Origin of the sequence: Bacillus sp. FSL R5-0820 (assembly GCF_038593385.1) — a bacterium.
Classification (GTDB): domain Bacteria; phylum Bacillota; class Bacilli; order Bacillales; family Bacillaceae; genus Bacillus; species Bacillus altitudinis.
In genome coordinates this window covers 2023422-2048395 of record NZ_CP151991.1, presented here as the reverse complement: position 1 = coordinate 2048395, position 24974 = coordinate 2023422, and the positions used below count along the sequence as shown (strand labels likewise).

Sequence of the window (24974 nt, the reverse complement as noted above, 5' to 3'; positions counted from 1 at the left end):
ACAAATCCTCAAGATGTCCCCTCATTCTCCTTAATTCCATTTAAGGAGTGTGCTTATGAAATCCCAATCAAACCTTACCCAATTTTTAAGAGACAGTCAGTTTTACAAAACCATCCCGATTGTTGAAACCATTACAGTTGATACGCTCTCACCCATTCAAATTGTCGAGAAACTGAAACAGGATATTGTGTATTTGCTAGAAAGCAAAGACGAATCTTCTAGCTGGTCGAGATATTCCTTTATCGGATTACATCCTTTTTTAACATTACATGACGAGCAAGACCATTATATTGCTCGTGACGCTGCGGGAAAGTCAGTGATGCAAAAAGCGGAGCTGAAAGAGTTGCTTGACTGGATGAAAGAGCAATATCAAATCAAGACACCTGAAATTGATATCCCATTTACTGGCGGAGCCGTAGGGTACTTAAGTTACGACCTCATTCCCAACATTGAGCCGTCTGTCAAGCCGCATCCGAATGCATCAACAACAGATAATTGCACATTATTTGTTTGCCAAACAATGATCGCATTTGATCACGAAACAAACCAAGTTCATTTTATTCAGTACACGCAGCTGAACGGTCATGAAACAGACGAAGAAAAAATTCTGGTTTATCGAGAAAATCAAAAGCAGCTTGAACTGATGGTACAGCAGCTTCATACAAAAATTGATATGAAAGAACTGATTATCTCAGGGAATATGAATGAACCCCCTTCGTTTGAACAGGTGACGTCTACCTATGAAAAAGCAAAATTTTTAAAGGATGTCGAAAAAATCAAGGAGTACATTCGAGCGGGTGATATCTTCCAGGGTGTACTTTCTCAGCGTTTTGACATTCCAGTGACAGTGAGCTCATTTGAATTGTATCGTGTGCTTCGGATTGTCAATCCATCACCGTATATGTATTTTATGAAATTAAAAGATCGAGACTTAGTCGGAAGCTCGCCAGAACGATTAATCCATGCGAAAAACGGTCACTTAGAAATCCATCCAATTGCTGGTACAAGAAAACGAGGAATGACAAAAGAAGAAGATGATGCACTAGCAAGAGAGCTGCTCGATGATGAAAAAGAAAAAGCAGAACATTACATGCTAGTGGATCTGGCTCGAAATGATGTGGGGCGTGTGGCAGAATATGGCAGTGTGTCTGTCCCAACTTTTACAAAAGTCGTGAACTTTTCGCACGTCATGCACATTATTTCTATTGTGACAGGGAAGCTGAAGCAGGATACACATCCAGTAGACGCGCTTATGTCCGCTTTTCCAGCAGGCACATTGACAGGCGCCCCAAAAATTAGGGCGATGCAATTATTAAACGAAATGGAGCCTGAGCCAAGAGAGACGTATGGCGGCTGTATTGCCTATATTGGTTTCGACGGCAATATCGATTCCTGTATTACCATTCGCACAATGAGCGTCAAACATCAGACTGCTTCTATACAAGCAGGTGCCGGCATTGTCGCTGATTCCGTTCCAGAAAACGAATGGGAAGAGACGTGCAATAAGGCAGGAGCACTTCTAAAAGCCATTCAGCTTGCTGAACATATTTTCTCAGAAAAGGAGAGTATGCCAAATGAATCAACGACTATCAGCTCTTGTTAATGGAGGAAAACTATCAGAAAAAGAAGCGAATGGCCTGATGCATGATATGATGAGCGGCTCGTTAACAGATGCTGAAGTCGCTGCTAGTCTATCTATTTTAGCGCATCGAGGAGAAACAGCCGAAGAAATGACAGGCTTCGTGAAAGCCATGAGGCAGCATGCAGCGCCACTAGAAAGATCACTTGATGTCGTTGATACGTGCGGGACAGGAGGCGATGGTTTATCAACATTTAATATATCAACAGCTGCTGCCATCGTTGCTTCGGCTGCTGGGGCGAAAATCGCCAAGCACGGAAATCGTTCCGTCTCCTCTAAAAGCGGGAGTGCTGACGTGCTAGAATGTCTTGGTATTCAAATTCAATCCACACCTGAAGAAACAAGACGACAAATACAGCAGAAAAACATGGGCTTTTTATTTGCACCGCTCTATCATTCTTCTATGAAACAAGTAGCCGCCGTACGCAAGCAGCTCGGATTTCGGACGGTATTTAACTTATTAGGACCGCTTTGCCACCCGATGCAGGCCAAAAAGCAAATCATTGGTGTGTATGCAAAGGAAAAGGCAAAGCTCATGGCGAAAGCTCTTGCTCCTTTAGAGCCAGAACATGTCCTGTTTGTTTGCGGAGATGATGGGCTGGATGAATTAACCATTACAGCAAATTCATACATCATTGAACTCAAAAAAGGTGTCATGACAGAATATACGTTAAACCCAGAAGACTTCGGACTTGAAAAAGGGCATTTATCAGACATTCAGGTCCAATCACCAGAAGAAAGTGCCAAATTGATTCAGAATATATTGAATTATCAAGCGGGTGGAGCACCGCTTCATATTACAGCGCTTAATGCTGGGGCCGCATTATATGTGGCAGGAAAAGCAGAGAGTCTGATGGCAGGAACAATGAAAGCATTAGAAACGATCAAAAACGGATCAGCTAAAGAACAATTAGCCCGTCTAAAACAAAAAACGAAAGAGGAAGAGATCTATGCTTAATCAAATTATCGCCCGTAAAAAAGAACATGTGCAAACCTTGCAATTACCTGAGGAAGGACATTATGAAAGACAATCATTTAAAGAAGCCCTTATGAATCCTCACCGCTCGATCGGACTGATTGCTGAGGTGAAAAAAGCGTCTCCTTCCAAAGGCATCATTCAGCCTCATTTTGATCCTTTACAGACAGCAAAAGCATACGAAGCATCAAATGCAGATTGTTTATCTGTCTTAACGGATGAACCGTTTTTCCAAGGGAAAAACGAATATTTGTCTCTTATTAAAGAACACATCACACGTCCTATTCTAAGAAAAGATTTCATTATTGACTCTATACAAGTAGAAGAATCGAAACGGATAGGGGCAGATGCCATTTTATTAATTGGAGAGGTGCTTGAGCCGCAAAAGCTGTATGAGCTCTATACAGAAGCGAAAGAAAAAGGACTGGATGTCCTCGTTGAAGTACATGCAGCACATACACTAGAAAAGATCTTACACCTATTCACTCCTGAGATCATCGGTGTGAACAACCGGAATCTCAATACGTTTACAACAACAGTTGAACAAACAAAAGAGATCGCGCCACTTGTTCCAAAAGACGTATTACTAGTAAGTGAAAGCGGCATAAAGACATTTGATGATCTGACCTTTGTGAAACAGCACGGAGCAAACGCCGTTCTTGTTGGTGAATCTTTAATGAGGGAACAATCACAGGAGAAAGCCGTTCAGGCATTGTTCGGAGAATGAATAGGATGAAACCTTATTTAAAATATTGCGGGGCTGTCTCACAAGAGGATGTCGCATGCATCTCGCAATCACAAGCGGATGCCATCGGTTTTATTTTTGCCCCGAGTAAAAGACGAGTTCATCCAGATCAAGTGAAACACTGGCTGTCACAAGTAAAATGCAAAAAAGAGATAGTGGGCGTATTTGTGAATGAAAAAACACCAAAAGTGTGCGAGATCACAAACAACCTCCCCTTAGATATTGTGCAGCTCCATGGCGATGAGACGCCAGAAGTTGCAAATGACATCAAACAGCAAACGAAGGCTCTCGTTTGGAAAGTGTTCCATCACGAGCCCGATGTAAACGACACACTTGAACATATGACGGCATTCGCTCCAAGTGTCGACGGTTTTCTCATTGATGCGAAAGTGAAAGGAATGAGAGGCGGTTCTGGAACAGCTTTTGCATGGGAGGCAGTGCCTTCATATGTTCAGCATGCAAAACAACTGGGAAAAACTTGCGCCATTGCTGGCGGGATCACGCCAGACACCATAACAGATCTGCTTGCTTTTGGTCCAGACGCCATAGACCTTTCAAGCGGTATAGAAGAAAACGGGAAGAAAAGCAGTACAAAGATGAAAGTGCTCGAAGAAAGGATGTTGAACCATGTACGCATATCCAAATGAGATTGGCAGATACGGAGAATTTGGAGGGAAATTCGTTCCTGAAACGCTCATGCAGCCACTAGAAGAGATCGAACAAGCTTTTCGTGAATTAAAAGAAGACCCTGCTTTTCAAAAGGAATATATATCGCTTTTGAAAAACTATTCAGGCAGACCAACCGCACTCACATACGCTGATCAATTATCGGCATATCTCGGCGGTGCTAAAATCTATTTAAAAAGAGAAGATTTAAACCATACAGGCGCTCATAAAATTAACAATGCGCTTGGGCAGGCACTGCTAGCGAAAAAAATGGGGAAATCAAATATCATCGCCGAAACAGGAGCAGGTCAGCACGGTGTAGCTGCTGCAACAGTGGCCGCAAAATTCGGTTTATCCTGCACTGTATTTATGGGAAAAGAAGATGTGGAAAGACAATCACTCAATGTGTTCCGAATGAAACTGCTCGGCGCTGAAGTCATACCTGTTACTAGCGGGAATGGAACATTAAAGGATGCAACCAATGAAGCCATCCGCTATTGGGTCCAGCATTGCAGTGACCACTTTTATATGATCGGCTCAGTCGTTGGACCTCATCCGTATCCTCAAATCGTCAGTGAATTTCAGCGGATGATCGGAGATGAGGCAAAAGCACAGATACTTGAAAAGGAAGGGCAGCTTCCTCATAAAGTCGTTGCCTGTGTTGGCGGCGGAAGCAATGCGATAGGAATGTACCGGGCGTTCTTAGATGAAGAGGTCGATATCATTGGTGTAGAAGCTGCTGGGAAAGGAATCGACACTCCGCTTCATGCAGCAACCATCACGAAAGGGACAAAAGGTGTCATACATGGATCTTTGACATACTTGATCCAAGACGAATTTGGTCAAATTATTGAGCCCTATTCCATTTCAGCTGGATTAGACTATCCGGGGATCGGGCCAGAGCATGCGTACTTGCATGCGAGCGGCCGGGTTCAATATGTGAGTGCGACAGATCAAGAAGCACTAGATGCGTTAAAGCTACTCACAGAAAAAGAAGGAATCCTGCCAGCGATCGAATCTGCACATGCTTTAGCAAAAGCGTTTGAGATGAGCCAGAACATGAGTGAAGACGACATTGTTCTTGTCTGCTTGTCAGGCAGAGGAGATAAGGACGTGCATACATTAATGAATGTGCTTGAAAGTGAGGGTGAAACAAAATGATCACATTTCAATTAGAGCAAGGTCAGAAATTATTTATTCCATTTATTACAGCGGGTGATCCATCAGAAGAGATCACCATTGATTTAGCCCTCGCGCTTCAAGCAGCAGGGGCACATGCGATTGAACTAGGTGTGCCGTATTCCGATCCGTTAGCGGACGGCCCTGTCATTCAAAGAGCTTCTAAAAGAGCACTTCATCATGGTATGAATATCGTAAAAGCGATAGAATTAGCAGGAAAGATGAAAAAAAACGGCGTAAAAATTCCTGTAATTCTATTTACGTATTATAATCCTGTGTTACAATTAGACACAGAATACTTTTTCGCTTTACTGCGCAAAAATCATATTTCGGGACTCTTAACACCCGACTTGCCTTTTGAAGAGAGCAGCGAGCTACAGAAGAACTGTCAAGCACACGACATTTCATATATATCACTCGTTGCACCAACAAGCAAGGAACGATTAGAAAAAATTGTAGAGCAGGCAGAAGGTTTTGTGTATTGTGTTTCATCTCTCGGCGTCACAGGTGTCAGACAATCTTTCGACGCATCGATTACAGATTTTATTCAACAAGTGAAACAGCTGAGTCAAATACCAGTTGCTGTAGGTTTTGGTATTTCAACAAGAGAACAAGTAGACTCAATGAATAAAATTAGTGATGGTGTCGTTGTCGGCAGTGCACTTGTCAAAAAAATTGAAGAGCTTCAAGAACAATTAGTAGCGAGTGATACACGCCAAGAGGCTTTAAGAGAATTTGAAACATATGCAAAAACATTTAGTCCCCTCTATTCATTCAAATGAGGTGAAACATTTTGCAAATCAAAGATCAATTAAAACAGCTAAAACCGTATCAACCTGGGAAACCAATTGAAGAGGTCAAAAAAGAATATCAATTAGACAAAATTGTGAAATTGGCTTCAAATGAAAACCCTTTTGGATGTTCCACACATGCAAGAGAGGCCATACAAGCTGAACTTGAACATTTAGCGATTTATCCAGACGGATACAGCGCAAGTTTAAGAACGGAACTGGCTGAGTTTCTTCAAGTAAATGAAAAACAATTAATATTCGGGAATGGCTCAGATGAACTTGTGCAAATTATTGCTAGGGCATTCCTTGATCAACATACAAATACGGTGATCCCATCTCCGTCATTCCCGCAATACCGTCACAATGCAGTAATTGAGCATGCAGAGATTAGAGAAGTACCACTTCTAAATGGAGGAGCTCATGATCTAAAGGGAATGCTGAATGCGATGGATGACAACACAAAAGTCGTTTGGGTGTGTAATCCGAACAATCCGACAGGAAATCATTTGTCAGAGTCTGAGCTCGTATCGTTTTTAGATCAAGTGCCTGCTCACGTGCTTGTCGTTTTAGACGAAGCATATTTTGAATATGTTCGTGCGGAAGACTTTCCGAACAGTTTATCTCTATTAAAAGCCTATCAAAATGTCATTGTACTGCGCACGTTCTCTAAAGCATATGGACTTGCGGCACTTCGAGTAGGTTATGGGGTTGCCTCAGAGGAGTTGATTACCGCCATTGAACCTGCGAGAGAGCCATTTAATACAAGTCGTATCGCTCAGGCAGCTGCACGTGCAGCCATTAAAGATCAAGACTTCATTCAATCGTGCAGACAAAAAAATGAAGCAGGTCTCAAGCAATATCAAGAATTTGCGGAACGTTTTGGACTATTTATCTATCCATCTCAAACAAACTTTGTGCTGATTGACTTTAAAAGAGATGCAGATGAGCTGTTCAATGCACTTTTGAAAAAGGGCTATATCGTTCGATCTGGTCAAGCTCTCGGATTCCCAACTTCTTTGCGTATTACTGTTGGAACGAAGGAGCAAAATGAAGAAATCTTAACTACACTTGCCGATTTATTACAAGGCATCCGTGCGTAGCATAACAATGAAGTCATATCCTGTTTATGGGATATGGCTTTCGTTGTAACTCATCCAATATACATATAAGCTATTGAAACAGCTTGTTTAATTTTCGCGAAAAATCAGGTGATGAACATGAATGAAGCAAACGAAACCATATTAATCGCTGGACTTGGTTTAATTGGTGGTTCTATTGCACTGTCGATTAAAAAAGAATTTCCACATAAAAAAATTGTAGGCTATGATGTCTCTAAAGAACAAATGATTGCTGCAACAAAACTAGGGATCATTGACGCGACTGCCGAGTCCTTTATAGAAGGCTTAAAAGCATCAGCAACGATTATTTTGGCAACGCCAGTACAACAAACCGTCAAAATGTTAAGTGATATTGCAGCATCTGGAATTGAAAGAGAGCTCACGATTACGGATGTAGGGAGCACAAAGCAAAAGGTCGTTCACTTTGCTGAAAAAACGTTGCCTGATCATTACCAATTTATTGGCGGGCATCCGATGGCAGGGTCTCATAAATCAGGTGTCATTGCAGCGAAAGACTTTTTATTTGAAAATGCATTCTACATTTTAACGCCAGCAAAGGTAACAAGTCGTCAGGCTGTTGACCGTTTGAAGGATCTGCTGAAGGGAACCAATGCTCATTTCATTGAAATGACACCCGAAGAACATGATGCTGTGACAAGTGTGATTAGTCACTTTCCACATATCGTCGCTGCCAGTCTTGTGCATCAAGCGCATCATTTTGAAGAAGAATTTCCTCTTGTAAAACGGTTTGCTGCTGGAGGCTTTCGAGATATTACCCGTATTGCATCAAGTAATCCTGCAATGTGGCGCGATATCCTCTTGCACAATAAAAACAAGATTTTAGACCGGTTCTATGAATGGAAAAAAGAGATTGACCGCATTGAATCCTTTGTGCAACAAGAAGATGCTGAGGGGTTATTCTCTTATTTCCAAGAGGCCAAGGAATATCGCGACGGCCTGCCTCTGAGGAAAAAAGGAGCGATCCCTGCTTTTTATGATCTTTATGTCGATGTGCCGGATCATCCTGGTGTTATTTCGGAAATTACAGGATATCTAGCAAATGAAAACATTAGTATTACAAATATCCGTATTATTGAAACGCGAGAAGACATTAACGGGATTTTACGCATCAGTTTTCAAACAGATGACGATCGAAAGCGGGCAGAACTCTGTATAAAAAATAGAGCAAATTACGATACATTTTATGCTGATTGAGGTGAGGAACATGAAAATTCATAAAAGTGCTCCTATGAATGGAGAAATTCATATTCCAGGAGATAAATCCATTTCTCATAGATCTGTGATGTTTGGCGCTATTGCTGACGGGACTACAGTAGTAAAAAACTTTCTACCTGGCGCTGATTGTTTAAGCACGATTGATTGTTTTAGAAAGATGGGTGTAGACATCGAGCAAAAAGGTACAGATGTTGTCATTCATGGTAAGGGACTAAAAGGACTTAAAGAGCCGAGCGATATTCTCGATGTTGGTAACTCTGGCACGACCATTCGTTTAATGATGGGAATCTTGGCTGGCTGTGAGTTCCACAGTACGCTGATCGGAGACGAAAGTATTGCCAAAAGACCGATGAAACGGGTAACAGGTCCGCTAAAACAATTGGGAGCCAAGATAGATGGCAGAGCAAATGGCGAGTATACACCACTTTCTATACGTGGGGGTAATTTAAAAGCTATCTCTTATGAGTCTCCAGTTGCCAGTGCCCAGATTAAGTCGGCTGTCCTTCTAGCTGGGCTGCAGGCAGAAGGAACAACGACGTTAACTGAACCGCATAAATCAAGAGACCATACCGAAAGAATGTTATCAATGTTTGGTGTCTCGCTACATGAAGATGCACAAAGTGTTGCAATTGAAGGTGGACAAACGTTAAAAGCAACAGATGTATTTGTCCCTGGAGATATTTCTTCAGCTGCATTTTTCTTAGTGGCTGGATCTATCGTTCCAAACAGCCGGATTGTATTGAGAAATGTCGGTTTGAACAAAACGAGAACTGGTATTATAGATGTGCTAAAACAAATGGGTGCAGACCTCGACATTCAAGAAGTGGATGCTAAAGGCGGAGAACCGTACGGTGATTTAACGATCTCTACCTCTTCATTAAAAGGGATCGACATTTCAGGTGATATGATCTCTAGACTCATCGACGAAATTCCTATTATTGCGCTCCTAGCTACTCAAGCAGAAGGAACAACGATCATTAAAGATGCCGCTGAATTAAAAGTGAAAGAAACCAATCGTATTGATACAGTCGTTTCAGAACTTAAAAAACTAGGTGCTCATATTGAAGCAACAGATGATGGAATGAAGATTCATGGTAAAACGAGCCTTAAAGGCGGCGCAGTCGTCTCAAGCTACGGAGATCATCGAATTGGTATGATGTTAGGAATTGCGGCATGTATAACAGAGCAAGCAATCGAGATTGAAGATACAGATGCAGTACGTGTATCTTACCCAAATTTCTTTGAACACATTGAATACTTAACGCAAACAGTCTGAGGATTTCCTCAGGCTTTTTCTTTCCTTTTGCATATTTGAAAGAACTATAGCATAGCTTGTCTCAAGGTGAAACCTTGAAAAAGAGCATTTTGCTGATTCAAAAACAATTTTTTAGCGTATTCGGTTTACAAATCGTCAGTTTAGTAAAGTATTGATTGAAAAAGAGTCTTCAAAACACAAAAATGGCTTCATGTTAAAAGAGCAACATATTTGCTGGATATGCAGCTGTCGATTATGATATGAAGTAACAACAGTTTAGGTTTTTGGAAACAGAAAGGAACGGTTTGATTTGAATAGTTCATTACAAGAAGCCATAAAATTAGTTGAGGCGGGTGAGACTGAAAAGGGACTCCAAACACTTGCTCAAGCAGAGAAGCATCTTCATGATGAAGAAAAAGCGCAGGCAGCTCAGTTATATTATGACTGGGGAGATATTGATAAAGCACGGAATCTCATTAGTGATTTACATGATTTATATCCAGAAGAAACAGGATTAACCTGTTTTTATGCAGAGCTTTTAATAGACTCTGACGAAGAAGAGAAGGCAATAGCAGTTCTTGAAACGATTCCTGAAGATGACGATGCGTATCCAGAGAGTTTATTGTTAATGGCAGATTTGTATCAAATGCAAGGACTATTTGAAGTCAGTGAACAAAAGCTTTTAAAAGCGAAAGAGTTACTACCTCATGAAGCCGTCATTGATTTTGCTTTAGGGGAATTGTATTTTTCTCAAGGTCTTTCAAAGAAAGCAGCCGACTATTTCTACAAAGTGGCCGATCAACAAAATGAAATTGGCGGTGTCAATGTATATCAGCGGCTCGCTGAATCATTAAGCACAGCTGGAGAATTTGAAGATGCCCTTGAATGGTATGAAAAGGCTGTAAAGGATCAAGTGGATCCAAATACACTTTTTGGCTATGGATTTACAGCGATGAGGGCTGGCAGAACGAAAACGGCTATTCAGCAGCTTTCTGAACTAAAAGATATTGATCCTTCGTATTCGTCACTTTATATGCCTTTAGCCAAAAGCTATGAGGAAGAAGGACTATATCATGAAGCTTTAGAGATAGTAAAAGAAGGAATTAAAGTGGATGAGTATAACAAAGAGTTATATTTATATGGGGCAAAGATTGATTTGAAAAATGGCCATTCGGAAGATGCGAAAAAATTGCTTCAAGAAGCACTTGCTCTTGATCCAGGATATATTGAAGCGGTTCAAACGCTGCTTGCGATCTATTTAAATGAAGAGCTGTTTGATGAAATTCTGGATGTGATTAAAGAGGTTAAAAGCTTTGGGGAAGAAGATCCAAAATGGAATTGGTATGCTGCTTCTGCTTCTGTCGGACGAGAAGAATACGATGAAGCCGCTGAGTATTTCAAACTTGCTCTGCCTGATTTTGATGAGGAACGTGACTTTTTATATGAATATGCTTCGTTCCTTTTAGAAGAAGGCAGACAAAAAGAAGCCTTGCCGTTATTACGAAAAGTTCTTCAGAAAGATGGCACGAATGAAGAAATTGAAGAAACGATTTTAAGAATTGAAGACGAAATTTCCTTATAGTTTGCAGGAATGAAGAACTGGTTTGTTGAATAATTCATGTATAGCAATTTAATTTACGATAGAGGAGGGAATAACATGCAGACCCCTGTTTCTGTCAATGAAAAGAAGGAATTTATCCGGTGGTTCTTAAACCATTATCAGTTAAAGCGAAGAGAGTGTGTTTGGATATTAAATTATTTAATGAGTCACGACTCTTTGATGGAAAAGGTTCATTTTGTAGAGCAAGCCGAATTTTGCCCAAGGGGAATTATTATGTCAACACACTGTGTGGATGAAGTTCCCTTTAGATTTTATAAAGAAAATATCATGACGACAGATGCAGAAAAATCATTTCATGATATTCGTTTGAATAAACAGCAAGATTTATTTATTCAATTGAATTTCCGATCTGCATATCGTTCGCCGGAATATGCCGCTGTACTTGAAACAAACCCTCATATTCCTAAAGATCTTTATGAAAATGAAAAAGATAAAGATCTTGCTGAGAAAGTGCTAGAGCATTCTATCGCTACTTTCCAAAAAGAACGGCTGATGAAAGAAATCGATGAAGCGCTTGACCGTCATGATCAAGAAACATTTAATAAGTTAGCAAAAGAATTAAGCCTATTATCATAAACCAAGCCAATAAGCCTTGCCCTATACAGGCAGGGCTTATGTGATGAAAGAGGGGAACTAGATGAAGTTTCAGGCGGAGGATGCGGATCTCTTTTTACAATCTAAAGATTACATTGATACCGCTATCATTCCATTAGTTGGGATAAATGCGAGCCATATCAAACAAACCGTGTCTTTAGGTGAGTTTACAATGCTTGTGGCAGAAGATCTTGAAAGGCAACTGAAAGGCAGAGTGTTTCTTTTTCCTCCACATACATATTTAGAAGTAAATCATCGTAAGCAAGAAGACATACTTGCAGTAAAACAATCATTGCAAGAACATTTTCAGCATGTTGTGTTTATCACATCTGATAACAAATGGAAAGAACAGCTAGAAGTGAGCGAATCGGCATTTATATTGCAGTCTGTTCCGCTTGAGCATTTAAAGGTCAATTTAAAGCAAAAAGTCATTCAAGACAGTGTAGAACAAATTTTGAACTTTTTGTTACAAAAATGGAACCCGTCATAAAAACCCTTACATTTGCATTGTACATAGCTTTTTAGGCTGTTGACCTTGTGAATAGATTGATATATTATGAGGGTGTCCTAGTTTTATGAAATTTTTTCTAATTCAGTTATAAAGTAGCTGACGACCTGAGGGGGGGAGAAAAAAATGAGCGAGAAGAGACATGGAGTGTCCAGGCGTCAATTTTTGAATTACACGTTGACCGGCGTGGGGGGATTTATGGCCGCTGGAATGCTCATGCCTATGGTTCGCTTTGCGCTTGACCCTGTGCTAAAAGGAACAGAGGATCAGGATATGGTTCAAGTTGTCAGTGTAGATGAACTGACAAGAGAACCGAAGCGCTTTGACTTTAAAATTGATCAAGTAGATGCATGGTATGAGTCAAAGGAATCTAGGTCTGCATGGGTGTACAAAGAAGGGGATGAAATTGTCGCTTTATCGCCAATCTGTAAACATTTGGGATGTACAGTGAACTGGAACAGTGATCCGAAAAATCCAAACAAATTTTTCTGCCCATGCCATTATGGGCTGTACGACAAGGATGGTACAAACGTACCCGGAACTCCACCGCTTGCACCGCTTGATCATTATAAGCAGCAAGTGAAGGACGGATACCTCTATCTTGGAAAAGCTGTGCCGAAAGGGGAAGGGTAACGATGCTTAACAAGATTTACGATTGGGTAGATGAGCGGCTGGACATCACACCGATATGGAGAGACATTGCGGATCATGAAGTGCCTGAGCACGTCAATCCAGCACATCATTTCTCTGCTTTTGTGTATTGTTTTGGCGGTTTAACGTTTTTTGTGACGGTCATTCAAGTCCTTTCGGGCATGTTTTTAACGATGTATTATGTACCGGATATTAAAAATGCATGGGAATCTGTCTATTATTTGCAAAATGAAGTGGCATTTGGACAGATTGTAAGAGGGATGCACCACTGGGGTGCGAGTCTAGTCATTGTTATGATGTTTTTACATACGCTGAGGGTCTTTTTCCAAGGGGCGTATAAAAAGCCTAGAGAGCTAAACTGGATTGTCGGTGTGCTCATTTTCTTTGTGATGCTTGGACTTGGTTTTACAGGATATCTTTTACCGTGGGATATGAAGGCGCTATTTGCGACGAAGGTTGGTCTTCAAATTGCAGAGGCGACACCTTTCATTGGGAAAGAGATTAAAACGCTGCTTGCAGGTCATCCTGACATTGTAGGTGCACAAACGCTGACGAGATTTTTCGCTATCCATGTCTTTTTCTTGCCAGCGGCATTATTTGGGCTGATGGCTGCCCACTTTATTATGATTCGTAAGCAAGGAATTTCTGGACCGCTGTAAAATTTTGCGTTTGATGAATGTTCAATGAGGAGGGGATGACTTTGCATAGGGGAAAAGGGATGAAGTTTGTCGGAGATTCCAGAATACCGGCAGAAAGAAAACCTAACATACCTAAAGACTATTCCGAATATCCGGGAAAAACCGAAGCCTTTTGGCCGAACTTTCTTTTAAAGGAATGGCTTGTAGGTGCTGTTTTTTTAATTGGATTTCTTGTCCTAACTGTTGTTCATGCACCTCCGCTTGAGCGGATGGCTGATCCGACAGATACGGGCTATATTCCGCTGCCAGACTGGTATTTCCTATTTTTGTACCAGTTGTTAAAATATGAGTTTGCTGCAGGGAGCTATACGGTAGTTGGCGCAATGATTATGCCTGGAATTGCGTTTGGTGCTCTTTTACTCGCACCATTTCTTGATTCTGGTCCTGAACGCAGGCCATATCGAAGACCAATTGCAGTTGGGATGATGATTCTTGCAGTTGGTGCAGCAACCTATTTAACATGGGAATCTGTTGCTACTCATGACTGGGAAGCAGCTGCGAAGCAAGGTGAAATCAAGAAAGAAGCAGAGATTGATACCTCAGCTGAAGAGTATAAAATCTATCAAGAGCAGACATGTATCTCCTGTCACGGAGATAATATGCAAGGCGGGGCAGCTGGACCGTCACTTGTTGACAATGGTTTAGCACCAGAGGAAATTGCGAAAATCGCTGTAGAAGGTAAAGGCAACATGCCTAAGGGCATTTTTAAAGGCAGCGATGAAGAACTTGAAAAGCTCTCGAAATATTTATCTGAGGTCAAATCTAAATAATTCAGTTGTTTAAATGCAAGTACAAGGATATACTCAAAAGGAGAAAAAAGCTGGCGCTGTCAGCTTTTTTCTGATTTTAACAGATCGTGAGTGAAGAGAAATATGAGATGGATTCAATATTTGCTAGCCACACGCTACATGCTTGTGCTGGTGCTCATTGTCAACTTTCTTGGTACTGTGTACGGCTACTACTGGTATATCCCGCAGCTCGTTGAGACGCCGGCTATCTTTTTACCTTTTGTTCCAGACAGTCCGACGGCAAGCTTTTTCTTTTTATTTGTATTACTAGCCTTTCTAATGAAACGCCATGCTCCTTATTTTGAAGCACTGGCCCTTGTCACCTTGATCAAATATGGATTATGGGCTGTAGGGATGAATCTTTTCGTGCTCGTTTCTGTTGATGATTTTCCTTGGGAAGGATATATGCTAATTGGTTCGCACTTTGCGATGGCGGTACAGGCTGTGTTATTTGCGCCGTATTATCGTTTTCAAATGCGTCATTTGGTTGTAGCAGGCATATGGATTTTACATAATGATGTGATTGATTATGTATTTGGAATGATGCCGCGTTATTCTATGCTTTCTGCCTATTCAAATGAGATCGGCTACGTGACGTTTTGGTTAAGTATTGCCGTTCTTCTTGTTTCGTATTATCTTGTCATCTCGAAAAAATCGGTCAAGCTTGAACTCCCTTAACAATGTTGGTCTAACCTTGTCCTTTTCTTCATACGCTGTATGGAGAAAGGCTAGGAGGGACTTGCATGAAACGAAAGTCAATCGCGATGATTCTATTATTATTTCTTGTCTTGCATCCAGCTGCTGCAAAAGGTGAGGAAACAACAGCTGCTAAAGCGCTGCAAGAATTAACGGAACTATCAGATTCAATCTTTCAATTAACGAGACAAGCTAAATATGATGAGGCATTACAAGTTGCATTGTATGCTGAAAAGACATTTAAAGCTGAGAATTGGCGCGGAACTTTGACGAATACGCAGGTTCGGCAAATTACACTTGGCTATCAAGATATCATTAAAGGACTCCCGCAGGAAGACTTAAATGAGCGCGAAAAACTTCGGTATGCCTCTCAGTTTAGAATGCTTCTCGATGCGATACAATCAAATTCAGAACCTCTTTGGGGATCTCTCGAGAAGCCGATTATGGGGTCTTTTCCGACATTAAAGAAAGAAGTAAAAGATCCAGAATCGACGACGTTCTATGAAACTTGGAATGAGCTGGTTTCATTGTATGATATGATTTATCCGAGTTTAACCATTGATATCTCGCCTGAAAAGCTGCAAACGATTAAGCAGCACATGGAAGTAATTGAACAAGGTGAATTTTTAAAAGCATCGAGTGGGACAAAGCTTGAGCGTCTCACGAAACTCGAAGAGGATTTATCAAGTGTGTTTGCGAACGTTGATCAAGATGAAGCGGATCCATCGCTTTTATGGGTCATTTTAACAACAGGAAGTATGATTTTACTCACTTTAACGTATGTTGGGTTTAGGAAATACCGTGCTGAAAAAGAAAAAAAGCAAAAGAGACAAGCCGATTATCCAAAGTCATAAAAAAAGAAGCACCGTTATCGGGCTTCTTTTTTAATGGGGATTGAGCGGCTTTTTATGTTCATCTAATGTGAAGCCTTCACCAAGTACGTCATGCACGTCACTCACTGATACAAAGGCATGAGGATCGACGGAAGTTACGACGCTCTTGAGGTGGACAAGCTCATTTTTTGGAACGACGCAGTAAAGGACGTTGCGTTCCTGTTTCGTATAGGAGCCGACACCCTTTAAAATGGTCACTCCACGCTCCATTTCCTCTGTGATTTTCTTTTGAATGATGTCATCCTTTTCAGAAATAATCATCGCTCCTTTGGCAGCGTAAGCGCCTTCTTGCATGAAGTCGATGACTTTTGCAGCAACAAATACGGCAACAAGTGTATACATGGCTTCTTTGTAATTTAAATAGGTGAGAGAGATGGTAATGACGCACGCGTCGAAGATAAACATCGTTCTTCCCATTGCGACTTGATAATGTTTGTTGATCAATCTTGCAATAATGTCAACGCCGCCTGTTGTCCCGCCGAATTTAAAGATGATTCCGAGGCCTGTTCCGATAAACACACCTGCAAAAAGTGCGGCTAAGGCTAAATCGTGCTGAAGAGGCATATGTATTTGAAAGCGCTGGAAGATGGCTAGAAAGACAGAAAGACTGACGGTTCCGACAATTGTATATGTAAACATGGTTCTTCCAAGCATTTTCCAGCCGATAAAAAAGATCGGAATGTTTAACACAAGGTTTGAAATAGATGGATCAATGTGAAATAGAAAATATAAAAGCAGTGTGATACCTGTAAATCCGCCTTCCGCCAAGTTGTTCTGCATATTAAAATGAACAAGGCCGAAAGAAAAAATCGCAGATCCTATTAAAATAAATACGATATTTTTAAGACGAATTTCTTTTAGCAAAAGATCACTCCTTTTTTTGCTTAGACAGCGATAATATTATATGGTATGGAAGAGAAACAAGCAAACTGAGTTTTAAACATTTGTCAAATATTTATGATTTCGCTAACATGTAAGAGATGGATAGGAGGATGAGCTTCATGACGAATGAAAAAACGCTGCGTCACGTGCAGCAAGAAGTAGATGATTACATAGGACAATTTAAAGAAGGCTATTTCAGCCCGCTTGCCATGATGGCCCGTCTGACAGAAGAATTAGGTGAGCTGGCAAGAGAGGTTAACCATTACTATGGAGAAAAGCCGAAAAAAACAACTGAAACAGAAAAAAGCATGGAAGAAGAAATTGGCGATGTGCTGTTTGTGTTAACATGCCTTGCCAATTCACTCAATATATCACTTGAAGAAGCCCATGATCGTGTGATGCATAAATTCAATACAAGAGACAAAGATCGCTGGACGAAAAAAGAAGGGAAGTAGAGAAGATGACGAATCAAACCATCAAAGTCGTAATCGCTGGAGCAAGAGGAAGAATGGGGATAGAGGCTGTCAAGCTTGCAGAAGAAACAAGCCATTTTGAACTGGTAGCAGCACTTGATCACACACATGAGGGGAAAAAGCTATCTGATGTGCTTCATACAACATCTGATGCGCCCATTTATACGGATATTGACGTGTGTCTTTCAGAAACAGCACCGGATGTATTAATTGATTTGACGACCCCAGAAATCGGGAAAGTACATACAAAAAAAGCCCTTGAACATGGCGTACGTCCAGTCGTAGGCACAACAGGTTTTTCAGAAGACGACCTAAAAGAACTTCAGCAATTAACAGAAGAAAAAGGGATAGGCTGTATTATTGCGCCTAACTTTGCTGTTGGTGCTGTTTTAATGATGAAGTTTGCCAAAATGGCAGCAAATTATTTTCCTGATGTTGAAATCATTGAGCTTCATCATGATAAAAAATTGGACGCTCCGAGCGGTACAGGACTAAAAACAGCTGAAATGATCGCAGAAGTAAGAGAAAGCAAAAAGCAGGGGCACCCTGAAGAAAAAGAACTAATCGAAGGTGCACGAGGAGCAGATTATGATGGCATCCGCCTTCACAGCGTAAGACTTCCAGGCATGATTGCACATCAAGAAGTGCTGTTTGGAATGGACGGACAGACGCTCACGATCCGTCATGATTCTTATAACCGTGCATCCTTTATGTCAGGTGTGAAGCTTTCTGTTGAACAGGTGATGCATATTGATCAACTCGTTTATGGCTTAGAAAATATTATCGACTAATAAGGAGTGGATCCCTGATGAACATTGCTTTAATCGCTCACGATAAGAAAAAAAGTGACATGATTCAATTCGCCATTGCGTATCGAGATCTTTTGGCAGATCATACACTTTATGCAACAGGAACCACAGGTTTAAGAGTGAAAGAAGCGACTGGGCTTCCCGTTCATCGTTTCCAATCAGGACCACTTGGAGGGGATCAGCAGATTGGTGCCATGATTGCTGATAATGCAATGGATCTTGTGCTCTTTTTTAGAGACCCTCTCACTGCACAGCCGCATGAACCGGATGTATCTGCACTCATCCGGCTTTGCGATGTGTATGCCATCCCATTAGCAACCAATATGGGGACTGCCGAAATTTTAGTCAGGAATTTAAATAAAGGTACGTTTGATTTTCGAGATGTAGCAAAAAACGGAGGAACGCATGAAACCACTTGATATCCTTGCATTCGGTGCCCATAGTGATGATGTAGAGATCGGTATGGGTGGAACGATTGCAAAATACGTAAAAAAAGGGGCACGTGTTGGGATTTGTGACTTGACTCAGGCTGAATTATCTTCAAATGGAACGATTGACAGCCGAAAAGAAGAGGCCAGAGCAGCCGCTGCCATTTTAGGCGTCACGACTCGAATCCAGCTCACGCTGCCAGATAGAGGACTTTATCTGAATGACGAAGCGATAAAAGAAATTGCAGGTGTCATCCGAACATATAAACCAAAACTTATTTTTGCCCCGCACCACCAAGATCGACATCCTGATCATGGTCATGCGGGTTCACTTGTAGAAGAGGCCGCTTTTTCTGCAGGTATACATAAATTTGAAGATTCATACAAGCAGCCAGCGCATAAAATAAGCCAGATGTATTATTACATGATTAATGGCCACCATCGTCCAGATTTTGTGATCGATATCTCAGACGAGATGAACCAAAAAATTGATAGCTTACATGCGTATAAAAGCCAATTTGTCAAAACAGAGAGTTCAGTGGAGACACCGCTTGTAAATGGTTATATTGATTTTGTCAAAATGAGAGAGTCGATGTATGGAAGGGAAGTCAATAAACCTTTTGCAGAAGGGTTTCTGACAAAGAAGCCACTTTTGATGGACGATGACTTACTTGGGGGGTAATTATGAAAAAATTGAAGATCGGAATCACTTGTTATCCGAGTGTTGGCGGTTCGGGCATTATTGCCACAGAGCTTGGAAAACGTTTAGCTGAAAAAGGGCACGATGTTCATTTCATTACCTCAAGTATTCCGTTTAGACTCAATAAAGTGTATCCGAATATTTATTTTCATGAGGTGGATGTCAATCAATATGCTGTGTTTCAATATCCGCCTTATGACCTTGCACTGGCAAGTAAACTCGCAGAAGTGGCAAAACGAGAGAAGCTTGATATTATTCATGCGCATTATGCGGTCCCTCACGCCGTCTGTGCGTTCTTAGCTAAGCAAATGACTGGACAGTCTGTCAAAGTCGTCACCACGCTTCACGGGACGGATATTACGGTTTTAGGCTATGACCCATCTTTAAAGGAAGTCATCCGGTTTGCGATCGAATCATCTGACCGCGTAACGGCTGTATCACATTCATTAGCTGCGCAGACATACGATCTGATTAAACCGAATAAAAAAATTGATACGATCCATAATTTCGTCGATGAGCGCGTATATTTGCGTGAAGATCACGAAGTGCTGAAGACGCATTATGGTCTTCTGCAGGATGAGAAGGTCGTCATCCATGTATCAAATTTCCGTAAAGTGAAGCGGGTGCATGACGTGATCCATGTGTTTAAACAGATTTCTGAACAGGTGAATGCAAAACTGCTACTGATTGGGGACGGACCTGAAAAATCGGTTGTTTGCGAGCTTGTGAAAAAGCTTGGATTAACGGACCGCGTGTTATTTTTAGGAAAGCAAGAGAAAGTGGAGGAGCTCTATTCGATTAGTGATTTGAAGCTGCTGCTTTCTGAGAAAGAGAGTTTTGGTCTTGTACTACTTGAAGCAATGGCATGCGGAGTACCTTGTATAGGAACAGACGTTGGAGGAATTCCAGAGGTGATTGCACATGGAGAGACAGGATTCCTTGTTCCGCTTGGTGATGTAGATGGAGCAGCAAAACATGCCATCACTATTCTGAAAGACAATGCGCTCCATCAGCAAATATCGATGGCAGCCCAGTCTAGTGTGGAAGCCAATTTCTCTTCTGACAAAATTGTGAGAGAGTATGAAGAGCTTTACTTAGAATTGATCGAAGGTGATGTTGAAGATGAATGAACCATTCACACATGCGATCCCTATTTTACATACACTGCACGAACATGGGTATCAAGCTTATTTTGTCGGCGGTGCGGTGAGAGATGTCCTTTTAGGCAGGGAAGTTGGGGATATCGATATTGCGACAGATGCCACACCTGATGTGGTGGAGTCTTTATTTGATAAAACAGTAGATGTCGGCAAAGAGCATGGCACTGTTATTGTTTTACTTGACGGGGTCAGCTATGAGGTCACTACGTTTCGGACTGAATCAGAATATGAAGACTTTCGCCGGCCTAAAGAAGTGGCGTTTATTTCATCACTAAAAGAAGATCTTTTAAGAAGAGATTTAACGATCAATGCAGTAGCCATGGATATTCATGGTGACATCATTGACCATGTAGGCGGCAAGCGGGATATTAAGCGAAGACGAATTCAAACGGTTGGAGATCCTGCGTGCCGCTTTCAAGAAGACGCGCTTCGGATGATGAGAGCGGTGCGGTTTTTAAGCCAGCTCGGGTTTGAGCTTTCTAAAGAGACGGAAGAAGCCATGAAAAAAGATAAACATCTGCTTGCCAACATCTCTGTTGAACGCAAAAAAATCGAAATGGAAAAACTTTTAAAAGGCCGCTACTGTGAGCAAGCCATCAAGGTGCTCATCTCCACCAAATTGTATGAAGAATTGCCCGGCCTCAAAAAGGATCAGCTGAATGAAACGTTCCAAGCTTTCCCGTATTATTTATTGGATGGGTTAGATGAGGTGTGGGGAGCCTTTATCCATTTACTTGGTCTAGATGAGGCGGAGGCGGTGTCCTTTTTAAAAGAATGGAAGTTATCAACGAAACTTTTAAAAGAAGCCGTTGCTATTAGCAAATATGTTGATTGTGACTGGGATGCGGAAAAAATGTTTGAAGCTGGTGAACATGTCCTGCTTTCTAGTATGAAAATCACGCAGCTCAAACATGAGCGTCGCATTTTCTTTGATGAGCTGGAGGCGGCGAAACGTTCATATGATGCGCTGCCGATTAAACAGCTTCAAGACCTTGCAGTGTCAGGAAAAGATTTGATGGCCTTTCGGCAAAAGCCAGCTGGTAAATGGATTGCAGAAGAGCTTGCTTCTGTGAAAAAAGCCGTTTTGCAAAACCAGCTTGAAAACCGAAAAGAAGCCATAGAGGAGTGGCTCATAGCGTGCGATCAGCGATTAGAAAACGATTAATTGAACTATTTACAGCATCTGAGCAAGATTTTGTCTCAAGCCAGCAAATATGTGATGAGCTTGGCTGCTCCCGAACGGCGGTATGGAAGCATATAGAGGATTTGCGAAAAGAGGGATATGAGGTCGAAGCGGTCAGAAGAAAAGGATACCGGCTGCTTCGTAAACCGGACAAAATTAGTGAAGACGAAATTCTGTTTGGTTTGGAAACAGAGCTGTTTGGCCGGCATATTTACTTTCAAGAAGAAGTCGCCTCAACTCAGCTCATTGCCCATGACTTCGTCAATAAAGGAGCCCCGCACGGCTCGCTTGTTGTCAGTGATCATCAGACAAACGGAAAAGGACGCCTTCAAAGAACGTGGCACTCACCAAATGGGACAGGCATATGGATGAGTTTGATTCTCCGGCCGGAAATACCGCTGCACAAAGCGCCGCAAATGACGCTTTTAGCATCTGTCGCCATCACTGAAGCCATAGCGCAGCAAACGGGTCTCAGTCCATCAATCAAATGGCCAAACGATATTTTGCTAAACGGAAAAAAGGTCGTTGGTATTTTGACTGAATTAAAAGCAGAGGCTGACCAAGTTCACGCAGTCATTATTGGCCCAGGCATTAACGTGAATCAGACGGCAAATGATTTTCCTGAAGAATTAAAGGATGTTGCGACGAGTTTGCAAATGGAGCTGGGTGAAAAGGTAGACAGAGCAGCACTGATTCAAACCATCATGTCCACCTTTGAAAAAAGGTATGATGAATATATGACGTATGGTTTTGCTCCGATCAAACAATTATGGGAATCATATGCGGTGACCATTGGAAAGCGTATCATCGCACGCACCGTCAATGGACAATATGCTGGAACGGCGCTTGGGATTAATGATGAAGGCGTTCTTTTACTCGAAACGGAAGGCGGAATCCAAAACATCTACTCCGCTGACATTGAGATCAAGTCAACTTAAGTGGAACACCCGGCACATTTTTGATATACTTCGTGTGGGCAGTATCTGAAAAAGAACTGTACCTGTTAGGAAGAAAAATTCGATAAATTTCTGCCTTGATCCTAAGGGACTTGGACAGAGGGATGATTCGTCTGCACATGAGAGATAAAAGCGTGTGAGATCAGACAAGCCATCTCCTCTCCAGAATGAGGAGGAACAAATGAAGACAAAGTTAGATTTTTTCAAAATGAAAGAACAAAACGAACCTATTGTGATGCTGACAGCATACGACTATCCAGCTGCAAAACAAGCGGAAAAAGCGGAAGTCGACATGATCTTAGTTGGTGACTCACTTGGGATGGTTGTCCTTGGACTTGATTCCACAGTGCAAGTGACGATGGATGATATGATTCATCACACAAAAGCAGTCAAAAGAGGCGCAAAAGACACATTTGTTGTGACGGATATGCCATTTATGTCTTATCATTATTCATTAGAAGAAACGATGAAAAATGCAGCACGCATTATGCAAGAAAGCGGTGCTGATGCCTTAAAGCTTGAAGGTGGAGACGGAGTATTTGAATCCATTCAAGCACTTACAAGAGGCGGCATTCCTGTTGTAAGCCATTTAGGGCTCACCCCTCAATCAGTCGGTGTCCTTGGCGGCTATAAAGTGCAAGGAAAAGACAAAGAGAGTGCACAGAAATTGATTGAAGATAGTCTGAAATGTGAGGAAGCAGGCGCCATCGCTCTTGTGTTAGAGTGTGTACCTGGTGAACTGACAAAACGGATTACTGACATGCTGAAGATTCCTGTGATCGGAATTGGGGCAGGGGCTGAAGCAGATGGACAAGTTCTTGTTTACCATGATGTGGTAGGATACGGTGTGTCTAGAACACCTAAATTTGTGAAACAATACGCGCAAATCGATGCTGTATTAGAAGAAGCGCTCATACAATATACAAAAGAAGTAAAAGCACGCACATTCCCAGAGGATGCTCATACCTTTCATATGAAAGAAGAAGTCCTTGATGGTTTATATGGGGGGATCAAGGAATGAAGGTTGTCTCCCATATTCATGAATTAAAAGAAATGATCAAGCAGCATCAAAAGAAGCAGCATTCCATTGGATTTGTCCCTACAATGGGTTTCCTTCATGAAGGACATCTTACGCTTGCAAAAGAAGCAAGAGATCAAAATGACATCGTGGTGATGAGCATCTTTGTTAATCCATTGCAATTTGGACCGAACGAAGACTTTGAATCCTATCCAAGAGATATGAAAAGAGACCAGCGTCTTGCTGAAGAAGCTGGAGTAGATATATTATTTACACCTGATGTGAAGGAAATGTACAAAGATGAGCCATCGATTACGATGACTGTTCAAAAGCGTACAGACGTCTTATGCGGGAAGAAACGCCCAGGACACTTCGACGGCGTTGTCACGGTGCTGACAAAGCTGTTTCACCTTGTCGCACCAACCAATGTATACTTTGGTCTAAAGGATGCACAGCAAGTCGCTGTTATCGATGCGATGATCAAGGATTTCTTTTTTGATCTTCACCTTGTGTCTGTTCCTACTGTTCGAGAAGAAGACGGTTTAGCGAAAAGTTCAAGGAACGTGTATCTGTCTGAAACAGAAAGGCAAGAAGCACCTGCTTTATACCGGGCATTAAAAAAAGGACAGACAGCTGTAGAAAATGGTGAACATGATGTAAATCGTATTTATCAATTAGTGGAAGAGGAGATTCTTCAAACGAGTGGAGAAATCGATTATATTGACATTTACTCCTACCCAGAACTTGAACCTCTTCAGCACTTAACGGGCCAAGTGATCATTGCCATTGCTGTGAAGTTCTCCCGGGCAAGACTGATTGATAATGTGATTTTCCATGTTCCTGAAAGCGGTGAAAAACATGTATAGAACTTTTATGACCTCGAAACTTCATAAAGCGACAGTGACTGAAGCAAACTTACACTATGTAGGTAGTATTACCATCGACGAAGATTTGCTTGATGCGGCAGGCATGATGGCAAATGAGAAAGTGCAAATTGTCAATAATCACAATGGTGCTAGACTTGAAACATATATCATCCCTGGAGAAAGAAAGAGCGGTGTCATTTGTTTAAATGGTGCGGCAGCAAGATTGGTTCAGCCAGGAGATGAAGTCATTATTATCGCTTATGGGCTGTTGTCAGAGGAAGAAGCGAAATCGCACACACCTAAAGTGGTCGTGTTAAATAAACAAAATCAAATTGAACAAATGATTGGGCAAGAGCCTGCGAGAACGATTTTATAACGCACGCTCACATGGAAACAGAACAGTTTTATCATAAGGAAGCTGTTCTGTTTCAGCTATATTGCCCAG

At 41.6% G+C, this 24974-nt stretch carries 28 protein-coding genes; 27 read left to right on the top strand and 1 reads right to left on the bottom strand.

Annotated elements, in window-relative coordinates; genetic code table 11:
* Window positions 1-55: 55 nt before the first annotated feature.
* The 17 genes from trpE (at window position 56) to ypjB (ending at window position 16015) form a co-directional block, all read left to right on the top strand.
* A complete protein-coding gene (gene trpE / locus NST15_RS10400; RefSeq protein WP_035702915.1) occupies window positions 56-1603 on the top strand; it encodes an anthranilate synthase component I in 1548 nt (515 codons plus the stop codon).
* On the top strand, window positions 1575-2597 hold the full coding sequence (trpD, locus tag NST15_RS10395) for an anthranilate phosphoribosyltransferase (protein WP_035702918.1): 1023 nt from the start codon (window positions 1575-1577) through the stop codon (window positions 2595-2597). The genes trpE and trpD overlap by 29 nt, the downstream gene beginning before the upstream one ends.
* Window positions 2590-3342, top strand: a complete 753-nt coding sequence (gene trpC / locus NST15_RS10390) for an indole-3-glycerol phosphate synthase TrpC (protein ID WP_024718509.1) — start codon at window positions 2590-2592, stop codon at window positions 3340-3342. Before trpD ends, trpC begins: the two co-directional genes overlap by 8 nt.
* On the top strand, window positions 3339-4007 hold the full coding sequence (locus NST15_RS10385) for a phosphoribosylanthranilate isomerase (RefSeq protein ID WP_050827342.1): 669 nt from the start codon (window positions 3339-3341) through the stop codon (window positions 4005-4007). The genes trpC and NST15_RS10385 overlap by 4 nt, the downstream gene beginning before the upstream one ends.
* Window positions 3988-5187: a tryptophan synthase subunit beta gene (gene trpB, locus NST15_RS10380; RefSeq protein ID WP_007500937.1), complete on the top strand. Its 1200-nt coding sequence runs from the start codon at window positions 3988-3990 to the stop codon at window positions 5185-5187. Before NST15_RS10385 ends, trpB begins: the two co-directional genes overlap by 20 nt.
* Window positions 5184-5987: a tryptophan synthase subunit alpha gene (gene trpA, locus NST15_RS10375; RefSeq protein WP_050827340.1), complete on the top strand. Its 804-nt coding sequence runs from the start codon at window positions 5184-5186 to the stop codon at window positions 5985-5987. The genes trpB and trpA overlap by 4 nt, the downstream gene beginning before the upstream one ends.
* Window positions 5988-5998: 11 nt before the next feature.
* Entirely contained in the window at window positions 5999-7096 is a 1098-nt protein-coding gene (gene hisC, locus NST15_RS10370) for a histidinol-phosphate transaminase (protein ID WP_061419491.1), read from the top strand.
* A 117-nt stretch (window positions 7097-7213) separates the two neighbouring features.
* Entirely contained in the window at window positions 7214-8329 is a 1116-nt protein-coding gene (locus NST15_RS10365) for a prephenate dehydrogenase (protein WP_035702923.1), read from the top strand.
* A gap of 10 nt (window positions 8330-8339) precedes the next feature.
* The gene (aroA, locus tag NST15_RS10360) at window positions 8340-9626 is read left to right on the top strand and encodes a 3-phosphoshikimate 1-carboxyvinyltransferase (protein WP_046527075.1); all 1287 of its coding nucleotides are present in this window, start codon (window positions 8340-8342) and stop codon (window positions 9624-9626) included.
* 289 nt (window positions 9627-9915) lie between these two features.
* Complete coding sequence (locus tag NST15_RS10355; RefSeq protein ID WP_035702924.1) at window positions 9916-11187, top strand: tetratricopeptide repeat protein; 1272 nt, start codon at window positions 9916-9918, stop codon at window positions 11185-11187.
* A gap of 75 nt (window positions 11188-11262) precedes the next feature.
* Window positions 11263-11802 carry a ReoY family proteolytic degradation factor gene (locus NST15_RS10350; RefSeq protein ID WP_008344562.1) on the top strand — a complete coding sequence of 180 codons (540 nt, stop codon included), beginning with the start codon at window positions 11263-11265 and terminating at the stop codon, window positions 11800-11802.
* 61 nt (window positions 11803-11863) lie between these two features.
* The gene (locus NST15_RS10345; protein ID WP_017359747.1) at window positions 11864-12310 is read left to right on the top strand and encodes a YpiF family protein; all 447 of its coding nucleotides are present in this window, start codon (window positions 11864-11866) and stop codon (window positions 12308-12310) included.
* 144 nt (window positions 12311-12454) lie between these two features.
* Window positions 12455-12961: a ubiquinol-cytochrome c reductase iron-sulfur subunit gene (locus NST15_RS10340; RefSeq protein WP_035391667.1), complete on the top strand. Its 507-nt coding sequence runs from the start codon at window positions 12455-12457 to the stop codon at window positions 12959-12961.
* A 2-nt stretch (window positions 12962-12963) separates the two neighbouring features.
* Window positions 12964-13638 carry a menaquinol-cytochrome c reductase cytochrome b subunit gene (gene qcrB, locus NST15_RS10335; RefSeq protein ID WP_003215804.1) on the top strand — a complete coding sequence of 225 codons (675 nt, stop codon included), beginning with the start codon at window positions 12964-12966 and terminating at the stop codon, window positions 13636-13638.
* Between the two features lie 41 nt (window positions 13639-13679).
* Window positions 13680-14447, top strand: a complete 768-nt coding sequence (locus tag NST15_RS10330; protein ID WP_008344567.1) for a menaquinol-cytochrome c reductase cytochrome b/c subunit — start codon at window positions 13680-13682, stop codon at window positions 14445-14447.
* A gap of 102 nt (window positions 14448-14549) precedes the next feature.
* Entirely contained in the window at window positions 14550-15143 is a 594-nt protein-coding gene (locus NST15_RS10325) for a DUF1405 domain-containing protein (RefSeq protein WP_017359746.1), read from the top strand.
* Window positions 15144-15208: 65 nt separating this feature from the next.
* The gene (gene ypjB, locus NST15_RS10320) at window positions 15209-16015 is read left to right on the top strand and encodes a sporulation protein YpjB (protein WP_008344572.1); all 807 of its coding nucleotides are present in this window, start codon (window positions 15209-15211) and stop codon (window positions 16013-16015) included.
* 30 nt (window positions 16016-16045) lie between these two features.
* On the opposite strand, the gene NST15_RS10315 is transcribed toward ypjB, so the two are convergent.
* On the bottom strand, window positions 16046-16918 hold the full coding sequence (locus NST15_RS10315) for a YitT family protein (protein WP_003215598.1): 873 nt from the start codon (window positions 16916-16918) through the stop codon (window positions 16046-16048).
* Between the two features lie 137 nt (window positions 16919-17055).
* Here NST15_RS10315 and NST15_RS10310 point away from each other — a divergent pair, with 137 nt between their 5' ends.
* The 10 genes from NST15_RS10310 (at window position 17056) to panD (ending at window position 24905) form a co-directional block, all read left to right on the top strand.
* Window positions 17056-17391, top strand: coding sequence for a nucleotide pyrophosphohydrolase (locus NST15_RS10310; protein ID WP_008344575.1), 336 nt, complete (start codon window positions 17056-17058; stop codon window positions 17389-17391).
* 5 nt (window positions 17392-17396) lie between these two features.
* On the top strand, window positions 17397-18200 hold the full coding sequence (gene dapB, locus NST15_RS10305) for a 4-hydroxy-tetrahydrodipicolinate reductase (RefSeq protein ID WP_017359745.1): 804 nt from the start codon (window positions 17397-17399) through the stop codon (window positions 18198-18200).
* Window positions 18201-18217: 17 nt separating this feature from the next.
* Complete coding sequence (gene mgsA / locus NST15_RS10300) at window positions 18218-18637, top strand: methylglyoxal synthase (protein ID WP_008344580.1); 420 nt, start codon at window positions 18218-18220, stop codon at window positions 18635-18637.
* Entirely contained in the window at window positions 18624-19328 is a 705-nt protein-coding gene (bshB1, locus tag NST15_RS10295; RefSeq protein ID WP_017367496.1) for a bacillithiol biosynthesis deacetylase BshB1, read from the top strand. Before mgsA ends, bshB1 begins: the two co-directional genes overlap by 14 nt.
* Before the next feature lie 2 nt (window positions 19329-19330).
* Entirely contained in the window at window positions 19331-20476 is a 1146-nt protein-coding gene (gene bshA, locus NST15_RS10290) for an N-acetyl-alpha-D-glucosaminyl L-malate synthase BshA (RefSeq protein ID WP_046527071.1), read from the top strand.
* Window positions 20469-21671 (top strand): CCA tRNA nucleotidyltransferase, encoded by a 1203-nt coding sequence (locus tag NST15_RS10285; RefSeq protein ID WP_017367495.1) that lies wholly within the window; start codon window positions 20469-20471, stop codon window positions 21669-21671. The genes bshA and NST15_RS10285 overlap by 8 nt, the downstream gene beginning before the upstream one ends.
* Window positions 21644-22627: a biotin--[acetyl-CoA-carboxylase] ligase gene (locus tag NST15_RS10280; RefSeq protein ID WP_342498526.1), complete on the top strand. Its 984-nt coding sequence runs from the start codon at window positions 21644-21646 to the stop codon at window positions 22625-22627. The genes NST15_RS10285 and NST15_RS10280 overlap by 28 nt, the downstream gene beginning before the upstream one ends.
* 199 nt (window positions 22628-22826) lie before the next feature.
* The gene (panB, locus tag NST15_RS10275; protein ID WP_008344587.1) at window positions 22827-23666 is read left to right on the top strand and encodes a 3-methyl-2-oxobutanoate hydroxymethyltransferase; all 840 of its coding nucleotides are present in this window, start codon (window positions 22827-22829) and stop codon (window positions 23664-23666) included.
* Window positions 23663-24529: a pantoate--beta-alanine ligase gene (gene panC, locus NST15_RS10270; RefSeq protein WP_342498525.1), complete on the top strand. Its 867-nt coding sequence runs from the start codon at window positions 23663-23665 to the stop codon at window positions 24527-24529. The genes panB and panC overlap by 4 nt, the downstream gene beginning before the upstream one ends.
* A complete protein-coding gene (gene panD / locus NST15_RS10265; protein WP_113747231.1) occupies window positions 24522-24905 on the top strand; it encodes an aspartate 1-decarboxylase in 384 nt (127 codons plus the stop codon). Before panC ends, panD begins: the two co-directional genes overlap by 8 nt.
* Window positions 24906-24974 lie beyond the last annotated feature (69 nt).